General features: G+C 36.0%; 20 protein-coding genes and 1 tRNA gene. 5 read left to right on the plus strand and 16 right to left on the minus strand.

Going from position 1 to position 18,979, the window contains the following annotated elements:
• Window positions 1-94: 94 nt before the first annotated feature.
• A tRNA-Ala gene (locus RM573_RS14260) sits at window positions 95-170 on the minus strand.
• A gap of 406 nt (window positions 171-576) precedes the next feature.
• Here RM573_RS14260 and RM573_RS14265 point away from each other — a divergent pair.
• Window positions 577-1,524: a gluconeogenesis factor YvcK family protein gene (locus tag RM573_RS14265; RefSeq protein WP_311583479.1), complete on the plus strand. Its 948-nt coding sequence runs from the start codon at window positions 577-579 to the stop codon at window positions 1,522-1,524.
• Between the two features lie 100 nt (window positions 1,525-1,624).
• On the opposite strand, the gene dcd is transcribed toward RM573_RS14265, so the two are convergent.
• Window positions 1,625-2,218: a dCTP deaminase gene (gene dcd / locus RM573_RS14270; RefSeq protein ID WP_311583481.1), complete on the minus strand. Its 594-nt coding sequence runs from the start codon at window positions 2,216-2,218 to the stop codon at window positions 1,625-1,627.
• Window positions 2,219-2,265: 47 nt separating this feature from the next.
• A complete protein-coding gene (gene apbC / locus RM573_RS14275) occupies window positions 2,266-3,366 on the minus strand; it encodes an iron-sulfur cluster carrier protein ApbC (protein WP_311583484.1) in 1,101 nt (366 codons plus the stop codon).
• A 166-nt stretch (window positions 3,367-3,532) separates the two neighbouring features.
• Here apbC and metG point away from each other — a divergent pair, with 166 nt between their 5' ends.
• Window positions 3,533-5,659, plus strand: coding sequence for a methionine--tRNA ligase (gene metG, locus RM573_RS14280; protein WP_311583488.1), 2,127 nt, complete (start codon window positions 3,533-3,535; stop codon window positions 5,657-5,659).
• Between the two features lie 188 nt (window positions 5,660-5,847).
• Here metG and RM573_RS14285 read toward each other — a convergent pair whose 3' ends face one another.
• Window positions 5,848-6,192, minus strand: a complete 345-nt coding sequence (locus tag RM573_RS14285) for a hypothetical protein (RefSeq protein ID WP_311583491.1) — start codon at window positions 6,190-6,192, stop codon at window positions 5,848-5,850.
• A gap of 396 nt (window positions 6,193-6,588) precedes the next feature.
• Between RM573_RS14285 and RM573_RS14290 the strand changes: the two genes are divergently transcribed.
• Window positions 6,589-7,014: a hypothetical protein gene (locus RM573_RS14290; protein WP_311583493.1), complete on the plus strand. Its 426-nt coding sequence runs from the start codon at window positions 6,589-6,591 to the stop codon at window positions 7,012-7,014.
• A 303-nt stretch (window positions 7,015-7,317) separates the two neighbouring features.
• Here the strand turns inward: RM573_RS14290 and RM573_RS14295 are convergent, their stop codons facing one another.
• The 12 genes from RM573_RS14295 to RM573_RS14350 all read right to left on the minus strand — a co-directional run bounded on the left by RM573_RS14295 (window position 7,318) and on the right by RM573_RS14350 (window position 16,542).
• Complete coding sequence (locus RM573_RS14295) at window positions 7,318-8,703, minus strand: diguanylate cyclase (protein WP_311583495.1); 1,386 nt, start codon at window positions 8,701-8,703, stop codon at window positions 7,318-7,320.
• Window positions 8,704-9,067: 364 nt separating this feature from the next.
• Entirely contained in the window at window positions 9,068-9,730 is a 663-nt protein-coding gene (locus RM573_RS14300; RefSeq protein ID WP_311583498.1) for a YoaK family protein, read from the minus strand.
• A gap of 113 nt (window positions 9,731-9,843) precedes the next feature.
• Entirely contained in the window at window positions 9,844-10,635 is a 792-nt protein-coding gene (locus RM573_RS14305; protein ID WP_311583501.1) for a PhzF family phenazine biosynthesis protein, read from the minus strand.
• 255 nt (window positions 10,636-10,890) lie between these two features.
• On the minus strand, window positions 10,891-11,406 hold the full coding sequence (locus tag RM573_RS14310) for a lipocalin family protein (RefSeq protein WP_311583503.1): 516 nt from the start codon (window positions 11,404-11,406) through the stop codon (window positions 10,891-10,893).
• Window positions 11,407-11,451: 45 nt separating this feature from the next.
• A complete protein-coding gene (locus tag RM573_RS14315; protein WP_311583507.1) occupies window positions 11,452-11,841 on the minus strand; it encodes a SpoIIAA family protein in 390 nt (129 codons plus the stop codon).
• A 99-nt stretch (window positions 11,842-11,940) separates the two neighbouring features.
• Window positions 11,941-12,423, minus strand: a complete 483-nt coding sequence (locus RM573_RS14320; RefSeq protein ID WP_311583509.1) for a DUF2165 family protein — start codon at window positions 12,421-12,423, stop codon at window positions 11,941-11,943.
• Window positions 12,424-12,559: 136 nt separating this feature from the next.
• On the minus strand, window positions 12,560-12,937 hold the full coding sequence (locus RM573_RS14325) for a TonB-dependent receptor (RefSeq protein WP_311583512.1): 378 nt from the start codon (window positions 12,935-12,937) through the stop codon (window positions 12,560-12,562).
• A 389-nt stretch (window positions 12,938-13,326) separates the two neighbouring features.
• The gene (locus RM573_RS14330; protein ID WP_311583515.1) at window positions 13,327-13,761 is read right to left on the minus strand and encodes a hypothetical protein; all 435 of its coding nucleotides are present in this window, start codon (window positions 13,759-13,761) and stop codon (window positions 13,327-13,329) included.
• Window positions 13,762-13,859: 98 nt separating this feature from the next.
• Window positions 13,860-14,573: a ZIP family metal transporter gene (locus RM573_RS14335; protein ID WP_311583518.1), complete on the minus strand. Its 714-nt coding sequence runs from the start codon at window positions 14,571-14,573 to the stop codon at window positions 13,860-13,862.
• Window positions 14,574-14,709: 136 nt separating this feature from the next.
• Window positions 14,710-15,105 (minus strand): universal stress protein, encoded by a 396-nt coding sequence (locus RM573_RS14340; protein WP_311583521.1) that lies wholly within the window; start codon window positions 15,103-15,105, stop codon window positions 14,710-14,712.
• Window positions 15,106-15,275: 170 nt separating this feature from the next.
• Window positions 15,276-16,163, minus strand: a complete 888-nt coding sequence (locus RM573_RS14345; RefSeq protein ID WP_311583525.1) for a DMT family transporter — start codon at window positions 16,161-16,163, stop codon at window positions 15,276-15,278.
• Between the two features lie 64 nt (window positions 16,164-16,227).
• Window positions 16,228-16,542 (minus strand): hypothetical protein, encoded by a 315-nt coding sequence (locus tag RM573_RS14350; RefSeq protein WP_311583528.1) that lies wholly within the window; start codon window positions 16,540-16,542, stop codon window positions 16,228-16,230.
• A gap of 385 nt (window positions 16,543-16,927) precedes the next feature.
• Here RM573_RS14350 and RM573_RS14355 point away from each other — a divergent pair, with 385 nt between their 5' ends.
• Window positions 16,928-17,377 (plus strand): GNAT family N-acetyltransferase, encoded by a 450-nt coding sequence (locus RM573_RS14355; RefSeq protein ID WP_311583530.1) that lies wholly within the window; start codon window positions 16,928-16,930, stop codon window positions 17,375-17,377.
• Window positions 17,378-17,402: 25 nt separating this feature from the next.
• A complete protein-coding gene (locus RM573_RS14360; protein ID WP_311583533.1) occupies window positions 17,403-18,821 on the plus strand; it encodes a sodium/proline symporter in 1,419 nt (472 codons plus the stop codon).
• The last annotated feature ends 158 nt before the right edge of the window (window positions 18,822-18,979 follow it).

Genomic DNA, 18,979 nt, shown 5'->3' on the forward strand with positions numbered 1-18,979 from the left:
AGACGATAGGGACACAAATTAGTTAATCAACGTTTTTCAACAGAGACAACTAATAAAACTATCTAAGAAATGTTAAAAACACCTCTTTAAAAGATGGTGGAGCTATGCGGGATCGAACCGCAGACCTCTTCGCTGCCAGCGAAGCGCTCTCCCAGCTGAGCTATAGCCCCGCTTGTCTGAAATATCGATGGCCTAGTACCTATATTTCAGAATTCGAAAAGTGTACTGCTACTCATCGAAAGCGAGGCGCATTCTAAGCAGCAGCCCTTTCACTGTCAACCCTTATTTTAGATAAAAGGCTATTTTTTTACTGACAGTTAATTAACTGATTATATAAACGACAACTTGACTATTTTTTGTATATTCAAGTGCTTAATCTCAATAATCTCTTTAAAAAAATAATGATGTCTTGTTCATTCAAGCAAAATTACACTTTTCTTCTGAGATAATGATAGTTTAAAAATAAATTTTATAAAACAAAACTCCCGTTCAACCTTAGCTAAATAAGCCTTTTACTTTATTTTTTTAATAAAAAGCGGTAAAGTTAATGTTATCTCTCTGTTATAAAAATAATATATGCAATTAAAAAATATCAAAGTTGTTGCCATAGGCGGAGGTCACGGTTTAGGACGTGTGTTATCTACCCTTTCCTTTTTGGAAAAACAACTGACTGGTATTGTTACGACAACAGACAACGGCGGCTCCACGGGTCGATTAAGAAAACGTAGTAGTACTATTGCATGGGGAGATTTACGAAACTGTTTAACTCAGTTAGTTGATAAAGACTCTATCGGCAGCCAACTATTTGATTTTCGTTTTGACGGTGAAGATGAACTTGGCGGTCATAACTTAGGTAACTTAATCCTTTTTGCTTTAGGGCAAATTCAATCTCGCCCTCTTGACTCTATTAAATTGGTACGTCGTCTACTTAGAGTCAAAACTCCGGTATTACCTATGTCAGAAACGCCAACTGATTTAATGGCTTTTTATCCTGAAGGCCGCTGTCGAGTTGGTGAATTATCCGTCGATGAAATGCCAGTCATGCCAAAAAATTTAATGTTAGCTCCCTTGGTGAAAACCTTGTCCCATTGTAACGAAGCGTTAGCTAATGCCGACCTCATTATTTTAGGCCCTGGCAGTTTTCTCACCAGTGTGGTTCCTCCTCTTTTAGTGAGAGATATTGTCAATGGCATTAAAAACAGTAAAGCACACTGCGTGTTTATTGAAAATATTGTTCCTGAGAAAAGCCCTTCCTCGCAACTTACCTTAGATGAAAAGCTACTGTGGATTAAAGAAAATATTGGATGTTTACCAATTGATAGCGTCATTGCTCATGGAAACGAGGTTAAGTCTGATATTTTACCGGTATTAAATTGCGATCTCGCGAATCATAATATCGAACACTATCACGATAGAGCAAAATTAATAAAAGCGTTAGAGCAATGTGTTGCAAATATTGAAGAACAACCCATAACACTTGATCATAAATCGGTTAACGACTTTTCAAACATCGTTAATTCGTAAAATACTTAATATAAACAGTTATTGAAAGCGCTTATAAAAAACGCCTGTGATTTTGACGTTTTGATAATAATACAACCGAGAATTCATAGTAAAACTTTATTTATTTTGAGCGTTCATCTTCGCTGATCCTGCTGGCAACGGCCCCCATCTGCCCTTTATATTTGGCATCTAATCTTTTGTTATAAGGTCGTTGTGCACTGCCAGACATCGTTTCAAAATTTAACGCTGCAATTTTCATTTTTGGTCTAAGTGCGAGTGGAAGTTTACCACTATTATAAAATTCCAAGACGATCTGCCCTGACCAACCTGGATCAATTCGATGTGCCGTTACGTGTACCATCAAGCCAAGGCGCGCTAATGAAGAACGGCCATCTAACCATCCTACGATATCGTCCGGTAAAGTAACAGACTCATACGTTACCGCTAATGCTAACTCTCCTGGGTGTAAGAAAAAAGCTTCACCATCGGGGATCACTATTTCATCACTCATTACCGAGTTCATTGCTTTTTGCATTTCTTCTTTTGGCCCACTTAAATCGATATAAGGCGCGGTATGATCTTGAAAAACCCGAAACTCGTGGCCAAGTCGAATATCAACACTTACACCTGAAATCATGGTTTCATCAGGTTTTGGCGAGATGACAATACGCTCTTGTTCAATTAATTTTTCTATGTCGCTATCACAAAGTCTCATGGGTATATTTTCACTTATTATTCAATAAAATGACGAATCGATTAACGTTAATCAATTTGTGTAAAAAGTATTTCGCTCGTTTGAGGGCTACGCACATCATACTGATAAAATAAATCAGCGGCTATTTTGGCGGCTATTCTACGGTATTGTATAGCAATATCACCAGAGCTATTTTCAAGCAATGCCGATTTACCGCTATCAGCATGCTGACAAATTGTAATATCTAACGGCAATTGACCTAATAACTTAGTCTTAAATTCTTCACTTAATCGTTCACCGCCACCACTGCCGAATAAATGCGATTTTTCACCACAATGATCACACAGGTGATAACTCATATTTTCGATCACTCCTAAAACAGGAACATCAACCTTATTAAACATTGCAATGCCTTTAGCAGCATCGTCTAAAGCAATATCTTGTGGCGTTGTAATAATCACGGCTGCAGAAACGGGTACTTGCTGTGCCAAAGTTAACTGAATATCCCCTGTACCAGGTGGCATATCAATCAGTAAATAATCGATATCTTGCCACGCACATTCATTTAAAAGCTGACCAAAGGCTCTACTGGCCATTGGTCCTCGCCAAATCGTGGCGTCTTCTTTGTCAACCAAAAAGCCAATGGATATAGCCGATAAGTCATTTACTTCAATGGGGGTCATTAATTTGCCATCATTGGAGGTGACTTTTTCATTTTCTATCCCAAGCATTTTGGGTATTGAGGGTCCGTAAATATCTGCATCTAAAATACCAACACGAGCTCCTTGCGCTTGAAGAGCATAAGCCAGGTTTACCGTAGTCGTTGATTTACCAACTCCCCCTTTCCCTGATGAAATGGCAATGATATTTTTAATACCAGGGATTTGATGCTTTTTAATTTTGATGACATCAAGTTGACCATCAACAATAATTGATATTTGATGGGTTTCAAGTAAAGATTCTGCAAAATGTTTTAATTCATCTTCACAGGCAAATGGTACTTTTAAAGTTAATGTAATATGGCCATCAATCATCACGATTTGCTCTAATTGGCAAATTGTGGCGATACCATTTGGAAAAAAGTCGCTTGTATATTCTTGATAAAATTTTTCAATCACAATTTGCTGTTCTTTAGGTACTGATTTTGATGAAAATAATTTAGAAAACATACGATAAATACTTATTTTAGAAAAATATAAGAATATATATCGATATTTACGATTAAATGCCGATATTTCTTAATGAAAAATGTTGATAAATTCTGTACCATTCCCCCCATAATTACCACCTTAAATCGTAAACATTTTTTGTTTGGCAAAAGAACTGAAGACACCTATGCAATCAAACTCGCAATCTAGTACAACAACAACGGCTAACAAACGTAAAATACTTGTTACTTGTGCCCTCCCATACGCGAATGGCTCCATTCATTTAGGTCATTTACTTGAACACATTCAAACGGATATTTGGGTTCGGTTTCAACGAATGCGTGGTAATGAAACTTATTTTGTTTGTGCTGACGACGCACATGGCACGCCTATTATGCTTAAAGCGCAAGAGTTAGGTGTAACACCTGAAGCTATGATTGCTGGCATTCGTGATGAACATATGCGCGATTTTAATGATTTTCATATCAGTTTCGATAATTATCATTCAACGCACAGTGATGAAAACAAAGCGTTTGCCGAAGAGATATATAACAAGCTACATGCTAACGGTCATATTAAAACACGTACGATTTCACAATTATATGATCCAGAAAAAGGCATGTTTTTACCTGATCGTTTTGTTAAAGGCACATGTCCTAAATGTAAAAGTGAAGATGAAAATGGTGATAGTTGTGATAACTGCGGTGCCACCTATTCGCCAACAGAGGTGATTAACCCTCGTTCTGTTGTATCAGGTGCAACACCAGTTCTAAAAGATTCTGAACACTATTTCTTCGACTTACCGGCTTTTGAACAAATGTTGAAAGACTGGACAACGGGTGGTTCATTACAAGAAGAAATGGCTAATAAACTTAGCGAATGGTTTGAATCAGGTTTAAAACAATGGGATATCAGTCGTGATGCACCTTACTTTGGTTTTGAAATTCCTAATGCACCGGGTAAATTTTTCTATGTGTGGTTAGACGCGCCAATTGGTTATATGGGCAGTTTTAAAAACCTGTGTGCTAAGGAAAACATTGATTTTGACAGTTTCTGGCTAGAAAACTCCGACGCTGAGCTTTACCATTTCATCGGTAAAGATATTATTTATTTCCACAGTTTATTTTGGCCTGCCATGCTAGAAGGTGCAGGTTACCGCAAACCAACTTCAGTGTATGCCCATGGTTTTGTGACCGTGAATGGCGCAAAAATGTCTAAATCTAAAGGGACTTTTATTAAAGGTCGAACTTACTTAGAGCATTTAAATCCAGAATATTTACGATATTACTATGCGGCAAAATTAACGAACCGCATTGATGATTTAGATTTAAACCTTGAAGACTTTGCACAACGTGTAAACTCTGATTTAGTCGGTAAAGTCGTTAATATTGCCTCTCGTTGTGCAAGCTTCATTACCAAACGTTTCGACGGCATGTTATCAACTCATATCGATGATCAAGCGCTTGCCGATGAAGTAACTTCCGCCGGAGATCGTTTAGCTGAACTTTATGAAAATCGTGAATTTGGTAAAGCGATGCGCGAAATTATGGCGCTTGCCGATAAAGTTAATGAATATATTGCCGTAAAAGAACCTTGGCAATTAATCAAAGATGAAACTAAACAACAAGAAGTACAAGATATTTGTTCGCTTGGTATTAATTTATTTAGAACCTTAATGATTTATTTAAAGCCAGTGTTGCCGGTGTTAGCAGAAAGCACAGAAAGCTTTTTAAATGATGAATTACTTTGGGAAGGTCATAAAACTATTTTGACCGATCATAAAATTAATAAATTTAAAGCACTTTTACAGCGCGTAGACATGGATAAAATTAATGCCATGACAGATGCCTCTAAAGAAAGTTTAGGCGGAGAGTCTGTTAAAGAAGAAAAACCAAAGAAGAAAAAGGCTAAAAAGGAAAAAGTTATCGATAATTCAGCCGCCCTTGCCGACCCTTTGGGTGCCGATCCTATCGCCCCTGAGATTCAGTTCGACGATTTTGCCAAAATTGATTTACGTATTGCGAAAATAATCAAAGCAGAGCATGTTGAAGGTGCTGATAAATTACTTCGTTTAGAGCTTGCATTAGACTCCAATGACAACGGTGAAACACGTCAAGTATTTGCAGGGATTAAGTCGGCTTATCAACCAGAAGACTTACAAGGCAAGTTAACGGTTATGGTAGCGAACCTTGCACCTCGTAAAATGCGTTTTGGCATGTCTGAAGGTATGGTATTAGCGGCAGGTCCAGGTGGTAAAGACTTATGGATAATGAATCCTGAAGGTGGTGCTAAACCAGGCATGAAAGTAAAATAATGTGTAGTTGATTTCTCAACTACATGAGATTGAATTACTCAAATGATTCAACCAATGAAGACCGAAAAACCTAGGCTTTTCGGTCTTGTTATTTATCAATCTCTTTCCTTTCAACTTTTTCCTAGTTCGCTAACATCCACGTTAACTATTTATTAAATAAAAGGCATTTTCAAATAAAATTAATAAAGTCATTGTCTCGCCTGTGCATGCATTTTGTGTATAACTCGATGAATTATCGGTGCTAATAAAGTTGCGGTTGCTAACAAGAAAATAGTCTCAATGAAAAGGCCATATACTGCTGTAAAGACTTTACCAACGTGGGAGTTCAGTGGATATGGTGAATCTAAACCACCTAATAAAGATAATGCATTGATACACGCTTCAATTAATCGTAAATCTTCAATGAAAAGAAAACCAATAACCCCAGGAATTAAACCTAATAAGAGAAATACACTAGCGAATATAAAAAAACGAAACAATCGAAAAATAAATTGCTTTAAAGAGATAACATCTTGTTTTAATGATTCAAACATAATTTTAGTTTCGCCTTTATAGAGAAATAGCGCTAAAAGCTGACATTGATCTTTATTGCTACCGACAAAAGATCAGAGCGACGAGCGAACACTTACAAAATAGTGTATTTAAAGTTGAGCTAGATAGAAGACTATCAACATATCGCTACTCACAATAATATTTTTCATTTACTTTCAAGTAAGTATAACAAAGATAATATCTTATATTTTACTAGAAATTTAAACTTACACTAATCCTAATATTGTGGTTAAAACGACTATAAAGTTGTAAAACCAACTCCTTACGACTTGTTAATTTAGAGTAATTCCCATTCAATATCAAAGAGTTAAGCATTGGCTTATACTTTGCTTCAGTGGCCAAGGAAACTTACTCTATTAGAACTCATGAGGGAAATTATGAAAGTAGAAGTATCAAAATTACGAATAAATATACTAAGAACGGTTTACCTTCTTATTGTGGTTGTATTTGGTTATAGGATATGGCCGACAATCATCAACCCGAATGAAGTATGGGATCCTTTGCAAGGGGTGGCATTTAGCTTTTGGGGAGCATTTACTTTATTGTCTATTTTAGGAGTTTGGCAGCCTCTGAAAATGCTACCTTTGCTTTTTATGCAATTGACTTATAAAGTAATTTGGATGTTGGCAGTTGGTTTGCAACTTTGGTCTGCAGGACAAATTGATCCGGTGGCGGCTGGGCTAATAAGATCTAACTCAATCGGGATTATTATCGATCTGCTAGTTATCCCGTGGCCATACGTTTGGTCAACTTATATATTAAAAACAAATCCCAATAACCATCACTCTTATAGTGACAAATAAAATGACAGGTTAACAAAGTCAGTCAGTAGGACCGCTTATATGCAACTTCGCATTGTTTTAGCGGTTCCTGTTTGCGTTACCATTGTCTGCTGCTGGCACCAAGAAGTTATAAAACTAATGAGTGAAATGTCCGTTTTCGAATTTTTGCTGAGCTAATCAACTGAAGGGTTAAGTCAAAGTCAAAACCAAAATTAAATCAGATATGAACTACTACAGTTCACCCCTTACTTTCCTTCATAACTTACTTTATATTTCGGACTAACTTTGACTAGTTGATATAAATAAATAGTAAGCGCTCTAAGATTATTCACTAATTTTTACACAATTGCGGCCATTATTCTTCGCTTCGTAAAGGGCTTTATCTGCTTTAATTATTTCATCTGTTAAATTAGTTGTTTTGTCGGCAGTAGCTACACTCACCCCAATGCTTACAGTAACAGACAACTCAGTGTTATCTTCGAGCGTTATCATCGACTGGGCCATTTTATCTTTTAATCGTTCACAGATATCTAACGCTTTATTTTGGTCTGAAATTAAAATACAAAAGGCAAACTCTTCACCGCCATACCGGCCATAAACATCTTCTTGACGAAAAAAGGACGATAACGATGTTGCGACACTGACTAGCACTTGATCACCAATGGCATGACCATAGGTATCATTAAATCGTTTAAATAAATCAATATCTATTAACCCTGATAATATGACTGAATTTTCGCGTTTAGCCCGACTAAATTGCTTAACAGCTTGTTCGGTAAAACTTCGTCGATTAGGTATATCGGTTAAATCATCATAATAAGCATGTCGATATAATTTTTTATTGGCATCATGCAGTTTTTGAGTCTTTTCACGGATGATGCTTTCAAGGTTCGCCTTGATCTCTTTTAATCCTTTATTCTTACTTTCTAATTGTTCAGCATAATATTTGTCACTAGTAACATCTCTTTCTAAGGCGGCAAAATGGGTTACATCTCCGTATTTATTCGTTAAAGGAAATATATCCATATTAAGCCAATATGGGTGGCCTGATTTAGAGTAATTAAGAATGGTGCTCTTGATAGACTTTTTTTCTGTTAGAGCATGTCTAATTTTTGCTAACTCGGCTTTATCGGTATCTTTTCCTTGTAAAATCCGTGGTGTTTCACCAATCACTTCATCTTTTGTATAACCGGTAAGCGCTTCAAACGCTTTATTCACATATACAATTCGTGGGCTTAACGGAGCTTCAATACTCTCTGCTTCGGTAACTATGATGACATCTTTAGCATTATCGACGATTGCACTATAAGAAAATAAATTTTTCTGTTCTGAAATATCATTAAACGTCACCACAAGAAAGCTTTCTGTTATCGTGTTTGAAAGCTCTGGATACGCATTAACCATAAACCAAGAAGGTTGCTCATTTTTACTATCAACCACACCTAAAACTTCATTATTTAATGGTGTTTTGAATCTTTTAACAAGAGAAACGGGGTAATTTTCAGGCTGAATTGGACGATAACCTTCATCAATAAATCGCCATTGAGGATCTTTTGCATCTTTGCCGATCATTTGCTCATGAGTTAACCTCAAAAGCTTTAGAGCAACAGGGTTTGCATATACTACCTTAGTGTCCCAGTTATGAATGACAACACCAATATTGGCTTTTTCAAGCAAGCTTTGTAGTGTGACGCCCGTTAAACTCTTCATGAACTACCTTCAAAATATAAAGCCTAAATACTCATTAACTTCTTCAATGAAGGAATTATCCAATCCCTGTTTATTATTTAAGCGTAGCACAAGTAATGTTAACTAAAAGTAAACAAATGTTTTTTATTTAAATATTTAACACGATGTTGATAAAAAAACAATAGGTATCACTTTTAGCTATTTATATAAATTTCAGATAGTTAAACACAAAAATGATTCTATAGCCGATAATAAAATCATTTTAGTAATTTAATTGTTCTTTACAATCACCAGCTAACATTTAAATCCACTTTAATACATAATTCACAAACCATGCCCAAGAACCGTTTATAGACTAAGCATTCTATGCCTAAAGACTAGTAGTTCAAGACACTGATTTCGCGCTATAAAGACGATATGCACAAGCAATTGATATACAAATTAATGTCGGTAGAAACAATGATTGAAAATTAAATTGATAATAAAAATATGCACCAGAGCTGCCACCAAGAATAAAGCCTGAAATTATCAATAAAAATAATAAAAACTTTCTTTTATCAAAGGCTTCTCCGCGAAATTTTGCTCCAATTAATATGCCTAAGTCTGTGAATATTCCTGTTAAGTGGGTTGTTCTGATGATCGCTCCACTATATGAAGTAGCTAACGCGTTTTGCAAACCACATGCCGTTGATATGACATAATGACCTATCAGATAGCCCCTTGATAAAAGCGGAATTGAAATAAGTATTAAAATTGCTTCTAAAAATAACGCCGTATCGTAATGGCGACCTAATTTGAGAGCACTACTGCGGATTAAAAAACCTGATAAAGTAGCGCCCACTAAAAAACTGACTAATATCAGTAAAATATGAAAAAATGACCCTGTGGTTGCATTGATAATATTAATACCAAGTAAGGTAGCTGTGCCTGATAAATGTGACACAGCTTTATGTTCAAAACCTAATAACCCAATCGAATTTATATAACCCGCGACAAATGATAGTATAAAAGCACCATACTCTACCCATTTGGGCAATTTAGAAATCACAGTTACTCCTTTTCAGACAAATATATTGTTAACAGTTAATGATAATTGAAACGAAAATAAGTCTTTCAATACGGTATTTTGCGCTATAAATAAATCGTTTAAAAGAAGAAGTTCTATACGTTTATTGTGCCCGTTAAGTACTTTACTGCTTTGCCTAATATAGCAACCTTCTTGTCAATCACATGACAGATAACTTCACCACCACGCTTTGATGCTTGGTATGCAACGAGCTTAGATTTAGCTAGTTTTTCAGACCAATAAGGCGCTAAACCAGTATGAATTGAACCTGTCACTGGATCTTCTTCACCGCCATTAGCAGGCCAAAAATATCGGGAAACAAAATCATATTCGGTTGATTGAGCGGTAACCACAACATCATAAGGAGCAAGCTGTTTCAGTAAGTCATTATCAGTAACGACGGCATTTACCTCATTTTCATTTTCATATACAACAAAATAAGCTTGCTCGTTTAACAACACTTCTTCAGGTTGAATCGACACCCCTGTTAATAACGCAGAAGGAATATCATGCAACACTTTCGGTGCCCTACTCGGAAAAATCATTTCAATATAGCCATTTTCCGCTTTATTAATCGATAAATGACCAACAGCTTTCGCATAAAAACGTAGAGTTTGAATACTCAAATCTTTTTCGAATATAACAAATGAAGCTGCCAGAGTTGCATGTCCGCAGAAATCTATTTCAGTGATCGGTGAAAACCATCTTATTTCATATTCTTGTCGTGATAGCTGTTTAACAAAAGCCGTTTCCGATAAATTGTTTTCCGTTGCAATTGACTGCATAAGACTGTCAGGCAACCACTCTTCTGTGATAATGACTGCGGCTGAATTGCCTTTAAATGCAACATCGGTAAAGGCATCAATGATATTGATTTCTAATTCCATGGGTCAGTTTAATTCCAAGACGCGGCTTTCTCGTTCAAATAATACATGGTTCATTGTTGCTATAAAACTATTTCCAGAGCGATTACTGCTAAACTGTTGAATATTCACTTAAACACCATTGTCGCATAGCGACTTTTTAACTGGTTAAGCTTAATGCTTAAAATAAACTTATACCTTGATAAAGCACAAAAGCACTAATTCATTAGTCTCAAAAAAGGAAATGTAGACTTGCCTAATAATGGCTATGAATGTTTATTAGTTTTGCTCGACGTAAATTAAGTTACGGATATCAAAACCAAGATCTTTTGAAGTTTTTTCGAACTTTGTCTTGATTTCTTGACTTACTGAAGGACTTCTCGCTAATAACCAAAGGTAATCATGATTTGGTCCAGAAACAAACGCATAATCATAGTTATCTCTCTCTAACTCAAAAACCACGTATGACCCATAAAAGGGACCGAAAAAAGAGACCTTTAAATAGCCTTGTGTTTCATCGTTGACAAAATAAGCTTTACCTTCTGCTTCTTGCCACGTTTGTGTTTCAGTAGAGAAGCCACGATTAATCACCGACACCCCACCGTCTTCGAGTAAAGAGTATTCTGCCGAAACCTTACTAAGACCTTGTTCAAATGAGTGTTCTAAACGGGCAATTTCATACCATTTCCCCAAATATTTATTGAGCTCAAAATGATTAACGGGTTGCACTAATTGTGGCATACCTAAGCAGCCCGTCATTAACATAAGAATTAAGCTTAACAGTAGTTTTTTCATAAATTCCTTGCTGCAAAAGTTTCTTAATGCACAGTGTTTAGTGAGTTATTTTTCGTTAAGTGTTAACCAACTTAGTGCATCGTTAACATCGTCAAAATATTTCACTTCACCCGACATAAACCATGCACCTATTTTCGCAGTAATTTCCTGCCAATGCTTATTACCGTAAATCGCTATTTTACGAAACTCGTTGTTATGTTTCAGACCAAGTTTTAAATCATCCCAGGCAGCCCTTAATTCCCAACCTTGTAATTCAGTACCATCAATTAACACATCTACTTTCGGGTCTTTTACTTGCGAGAGTGCTGAGTCAATCATGGGGGTAATTATTTCATAGTCTTCATGTGTTAATTTACCAACGGCTTTTAATGACAGGAAAAAATCCTTATCAAACCTTTCTATGCCAATGGATAATCCATGTTTGTGAAATTCCATGACAAATCCTCCAATTTATATCAAGTTTAATACAATGCTTATAATGATAAATTCATGTTTATTTAAAACCTACTTGAAGCTTCAAATAAATGTCAAAAGTCATTCTTTAGACGAAACAAAGATTGCGATCAGAGTTATCATACCTGCATATCGAAAAGCAGACTGAAGTACGGGCCCTAACATCGTTTGAGAGCGCCATAATTCAAACCAACTTTCAGCAATGACAATAAAACCACCAAACAACATGAAAATTGCAATCGCACATCCAGTTAAAGCCAGCTCTTTTGCTTGCTTATAAGCTTTTATATCGCTTTGTTGTGCTTGCCACATCTTAAACCCGCCAATCGCGCATAAACTTGCGCTTACCAGCTTAGATGCAACAATAAAGAAAGCACCAGCTAAAATGACAATTGTGCTATCAGTGGCTTGCCAACTTTCTTTGCCTCCTTGAATGGTAGACATTGATGTCACCGCGCCTACGGCACCAATAGTACCGTTCCAATCGATAACATTCTGAACCGCACCAATGAGCCCCCACAGCGAAACTGTAATAATTAATATGGCTTTGGCTTTATGTATCATAAATCCTCCCAGTTCGCTTTTACTTAATAAACACATGATAGTTAGTTAACTACACTGTCAGAGTCCGTTAATTTTTTTTAACGTTTACCCATAAAAACAACTATCAAAATAATAACGTTACCTGACAAATGAGTTTTTATTTTTGACGAGTACATCTGACAAATTCAATTTTCATTAAAATAACACCGAGAAAAACAGCAAGTGATGCTATCGCTAATATAGGGTCTATAATTTCAAATGGCACAAACTGGCCATAGAGTAAAAACAAGCCTATTAAGGTTATACACGAGCCTATTTGATGAACATAAAATTGAACATTTGCTAACCGCGAGGTTGAGTTATTTAGCCATAGTTTGTGGCATAAACCATAGACAAAAGATAATAAAAAACCAATTAACATAAAGTGAGCATGTGTTACGTGCTGAATATTATTTTTTGAAGCAGCCATATAAATGCCTAAACCCAAGCCGAGAATTGCATAACCAAATGCAGTGAGAATAAACTTTCGATCCATAAACACCTCCCATTACGATAATTTGACAGATAAAACCAAACTACTCGCAAAAACCTGTCACCCTGATTAAAACTAACGCATATCGTATAAAAAACCAACAATCATTTGTTTTAAATTGATAAAGTCAAGAAGAGTATTAAAGGTTAACGCACCGAAAGATTTTAAAGATAACCATTTGGGTGACAAACTATCTTAACAGTTAATTATGATGAAAGTGATGTCACTGATCCGTTTGATCTCAATGTTTTAAGAGGAAACATGACTAAGTCAGCTCAGTCGCAACAAAAGCGACGTCGTAAAAATCATCACCTACTATGACCGTTTAGACCAAAAAAGCAGTACATGATGGGGAGAAATGTCCTTTGAACTTTTAACAATTTAACCGTGGCTTAATGCTTGTCCATTGTTTTTAAAGCTAATGCATGACAAACACCGAAGGTGATACAAATAAAAGAACTCCAAAACCAAAATTCTGAACTGCGCCCTATCGGCATAAAGATAAAGATAAAGCCAATAAATCCTCGTATAAAATAAATGGATGTAATAAGCACGAGAACGAACTTAGTGAATGGGAGTTTTTTGATTAATCCAGCCGCAGAGAAACAATACAGAGCCCAAATAAACAATACAGAAAAAATAGCGAAGGTAATGATCGTAGGATAATTGCTACCTTGTTCGGCCATTAATGCCATTTCTTCACCTGCCCCGAATAGTCGATACCAGGAGGCACCAAAATAAATACAACCTAAATGCAAAATGGCTGCAATTGTATTTAATAGTCCAGATAAAACTAAATATCGATTAACTTGTCTAGAAACATCCATATTTACAAATACTCCTCGTATGAAAATGTCTGAATTTACTCAATTAATTGAGCTACATTTGCTGTTAGCCTAGTTTGTGATCCCACTAGCACATTTATTTAAGAACTGACCATCAAGCCGAACATACCAAAAACAAAACCTAAAACAGCCCCCATAGGTGGTGTCCAATGTTTTTCCAGTTTCACTTGTGGTGCGATATCTTGAAAAATAGAATAAAGAATTCCACCAGAAGCAAAAAGCATAATAATGGAAATAGCGACTGGAGATTCAGATAACCAAAAGTATCCCATTATCCCAGCAATAGGACCTAAAGTTGCCATTAAACAAAACAGTAAAATGACTTTTTTAGGCTTAAAAGCAGCACCGGTATTAAGCTCACGAAAGGCACTAAAGCCTTCTGGTAAATTTTGTAAGGCAATTAACGTTGCAAGTAACATGGCGTTACTATGTCCTGTTGCAAATGCGGCTCCTAAAGCAATAGATTCAGGTATAAAATCAGCAAGCATTGCCGCTAATTGACTAGCAGGAGTATTGATTTTTATCAGATAAATATCAAGCATCATAAAACTAACGCCACCAAGTATAAACCAGAATGAAGCCGATAAAGGGGATAAGTTTGCAATCCCCTCAGGCACTAATACCAAGGCGACGGCAGACAATAATGCTCCCCCGCCAAATGCCATCACGCCATGCCTTATATCTTCTTCTACCCATTGGTTATCAATTTTTTCAAAATAAGCTAATGTCGCACCTAGCGCCATCGCTAAACCAGCGAGTAGGGTTGTTATTATGACTACCAGTAATACATTCATCGATATACCAACAAGAGAAAATAATTAAAACAAATAAATTATCATTAAAATAAACAAAATAGGATAAAAACCCATCGGCTTTTATCCTATAACGTTAAAATCATTCAAGTAAGATTTATATAATTTAGAGCTACAATTATATTTTAATTAGGGACACATCACATTTTGCATAGTTTGCTACAGCATTAGCCGTTGAACCAATCAGCGCATTCAAGCCTTTTTTTGAATGAGTGCCAAGAATAATTAAGTCTGCATGTTTTTTTTCTGCTAATAAGCAAACTTGTTCGTAAACTTTGCCAACTTTAATCGTAATGTGATTTTTATCAATATCGAAAGAAGAAGTGATTGATTCAATTTCAGGTAATGCATTTTCTTCCAATTCTTTTTGATAATCTTTTGGCAATATTGAATAGGGGATCACATGAGTAACGAATAACTTAGCATTATGCAGTTGCGCAAGTTTGTATGCTTTTTCGAGTATTTCTTTGCCTTCTTCACTTGCTTCTATTGCGCAAATAATAGTTTGATACATAAATATGCCCTTAAATCGTTATTTTTATTAGGCCATAAGCACTAAATAGCACGAACGGCGATAAATTTCACAAGTATAAACTTTATACTCTTACTAAAATTTTAGCAGGTTTATTGACGACATCAACTCAATACACTTTTATTAAGCCTTTAACTTTATTAGGGTTATCATTAGTTTTTTAGAGGTGTAACAAAATAACGTCTACCTAAGATGACCATAAAAATCCCACCGAGAATTAAACCAGACGCTTCAATTAACTGTAGCGTTAATACTTCACGGGTAAATATAACACCACCCAAAGTGGCAATAACAGGGACAAATAGCTGGACAACTGCCGCTTGTGTAACTGTTAACTCCCTAAGCGCAACATACCACACGGCGTAACCTAGCCCGGAAGCAAGAGCACCCGATAAAACCGCGAATAACACACCATTGGATGTGACAGAAAAATCATCGAAAGTAAAAAAAATGAGCACTATTAGCAATGGAACAGTTCTTAAAAAATTAAAAGCCGTATCAAAAAGCGGGTGTTTGGATCCCCGACCTACTAATGTATACACTCCCCAAGCAGCACCTGAAATCGTCATTAAGATAAACCCCATTACCGACGGGGTTGTTATGCTAGGAAGCATTAAGTATACAAAACCGCTAAAGGCTACGCCTAACCCTAGCCATTCACTTAAATGTAGTCGATTGCCCTTAAAAACACTGATTATAATCATCGTTATTTGAACAGCACCGAATAGAATTAATGCACCAGTGCCTGTATCTAAAGTGTTGTAACCATAAGAGAATGCTAAGGCATAAATAAATAACAAAACGGCTGCAGACCAATTCCCATAACAAAGAGGTAGGCAGGTTTTTGAGGTGTGTTTTTTTCTCACAATGAAGATAACAAGTAATAAGGTAATGATGCCCGACAACAAACGTATTATGGTAAAACTGGCGGCATCAATGGTATCTTCCCCTAAAGCAAGCCGACAGAGTACTGAATTTCCCGCAAATGCTACTAAAGCAAAAATGGTACAGACAATCGTGTTAATAGAATATTGACTCATAACATCGTCAACTGAGTGGATGTTATGCGCAAAAACGAATCAGCTAACCGTAAGTACTCTTGCTTCATTTCTTGGCTAACTTTATATTTATTTTTACTTTTCGCTTTTTGAAATACCAAATCATAATAGGTATTTCAATAATGGCGTAACTAATAAAAGTGAACCAAAACCAATTCGTTTTAGTCACCAGCAAACTAAATTGATAAGAACTTTCCCAATAGTTAAAACCGACCAATACCAATGAAAACCCTGAGGCAAAAATATCGTAAAATGAAATTTTATTAAAACTATTGCCTGCTAATTTAGGGTAAATAGAAATATATGCCACTAAAATTATAAATAGATTTAATACAATAATTGATAATTCAGGGGTTACCATTTACTTATAAACTCCTAATTGCTCGAAAAGTATGAATAGTACTTAATCATTGGTTAAAACGAATCAAATCAATTACCTAACACAGTAAAAAATCAATTGCCGCTCATCTGAGTTGCTAAAATCCTATCCTTGAGCATGGCTACCTATTATCAATAGCACATGTTCACATAAAATGAAGAGAAAGTTATAAGTTACAATAAACTCACGTTCAGCTTGTCGTTATATCAGACCTAAGTGATATGGCTTATGTTACTCATTTTATGACAATACTTTAAATGTATTTATCTTTATTTGTTAACTATTTTGCTAAAAAGCACAGTTCAAAAGTTAAATGAAATAAAAAAACGTTACTATAGTGCAATGAATTAACACACCATTATCAATCATGAAAATAACCAAAGCAGAAAAGTCTGATAAAAAAGCGCTATTGCACTTTTATAAAGCACAACATTATTCTGCCAGTTTCTTAGGACACGACCAGTGTTATTTCGTAAAAAAAAACAACACGATCATTGCCGCAGTCATGGTATCTAAAATTGCTGAACAATTTCGTCATTATTTTCTACATGCTTTAGTGGTTGATGAAAAATTTCAACATCAAGGTATCGCTTCTTTATTGCTTAACCATGCGAATAAACGTCATCAACCTTTAATTTGTTTTGCTAATAACTCGCTAGAGACTTTGTATACACATAACGACTTTGAAAAACTCTCGGTTTTAGAGTACGAAACTGTCATACCACAACACTTATTATTACGATTTATCGGTTATAAAAATAAGCAATCTCAACTGCAAGTATTTATCTCTACGTTCGATAATGTTAAAACGGAGTAACGACTCAAAAGAATAATAACCCCGTATGGACTATCAAACTACCGTATTAATAACTCTGATTATTTACAAAATAGTACTTATTTCCATTGGTATTTGGAGTAATAAACGCACGACAAACACGGATGAATATTTTATCGGTGGCAGAGAATTAGGCCCTTGGGTCGCGGCAATTAGTGCAGCAGCAAGTGCTTCTTCAGCGTGGTCATTGTTAGGAATGAGCGGCGCAGCTTATTTACTCGGTTTATCAGCTATTTGGATAGTCCCATCAGTCGTTTTAGGTTATAGCTTTAACTGGTTATGGCTCGCGCCTCGTATGCAAAAAAAAGCCAAACAACAAAAGTCGGTCACCTTAAGTGACTTTATTGCTCAAGGACGTTCGCATAGTAAAGCCATCTTATGGCTATGTTCCTTATGTATCGTGTTTTCGTTTGCTTTCTATATCGCGGCACAATTTCAAGCAGCTGGAAATATGTTTAGCGACACTTTTGCGATGAGTGCTAACAACAGTATCATGCTTGGCACGGTTATCATCTTAATTTATACCTTATTAGGCGGCTTTTGGGCGGTTAGCATCACAGATACGTTACAAGGTTTATTAATGGTAGCAACAGCGATTATGCTCCCAACTGCCGCTATCTATGCAATTGGTGGTCCCATCGAATTATGGCAACAAATGCAATTGGTTTTTAATGAAACGCAATTAACTTGGTTTGGTGAACATCAAGGTATTTATGCGTTATTTTTTGTTTTAGGCACTTTTGGCATTGGATTGGGTAACCCCGGCCAACCCCATGTTGTTAATCGTTTAATGGCTCTAAAAGATGAAAAAGCGGTTAAACAAGGCAAATATATTGGTATTGGTTGGTCTGTTATTATCTTTATTAGCATGCTTTTAGTGGGGTGGAGTGCAAAAGTTCTATTGGCAACTCCCGTGACTGGTGAGCAAGCACTTGTCACGTTGTCGCAACAAGTCTTTCATCCGGTACTTGCAGGCATAGTTGTTGCTGCCACTTTGTCTGCCATCATGTCTACAGCAGACAGCCAGCTCTTAGTTGCCGCTAGTGCTATTTCATATGATGTCAGTTCACAGAAATCACGACAAAATTTAGTGTTATCACGCGTCACGGTAATCGTAATGTGTGGCGTTGCCATGTGTTTAGCTATTTTTGCTCCAGAAGATATTTTTACCCGAGTGTTATTTGCTTGGAATGCTCTTGGTGCCGCATTTGGGCCATTAGTGATCATTATATTAATGGGCAGAATAATTTCTGGAAAGTTCACCTTTTTAGCAATATTGATTGGTTTTTTCACCACCGTTATTTTTAGCTTTTTCCCTCCACCACCAGGCGATGTCTTGGAACGTGTTTTACCTTTTGTATTAGCTTTTATTATTGCTTGGCTTGGTTCAACAAAAGAAGTAAATCCGTTAGTTACTAAGAGATAGCTTTAAACCTTTAACACGATACCTTAAATAACACTCTCTACAAATTATTTTAGGAATGTTAATCATATTAAAGATAAAAAATGGAATCTTTTCTATAATCAAATAAACCAAATTTATAAGTGATCACCTTTGCGAAGAAAAAGCATTCCATTTTCTAT

The sequence above is a fragment of the Thalassotalea castellviae genome, assembly GCF_031846185.1.
Classification (GTDB): Bacteria; Pseudomonadota; Gammaproteobacteria; order Enterobacterales; family Alteromonadaceae; genus Thalassotalea_H; species Thalassotalea_H castellviae.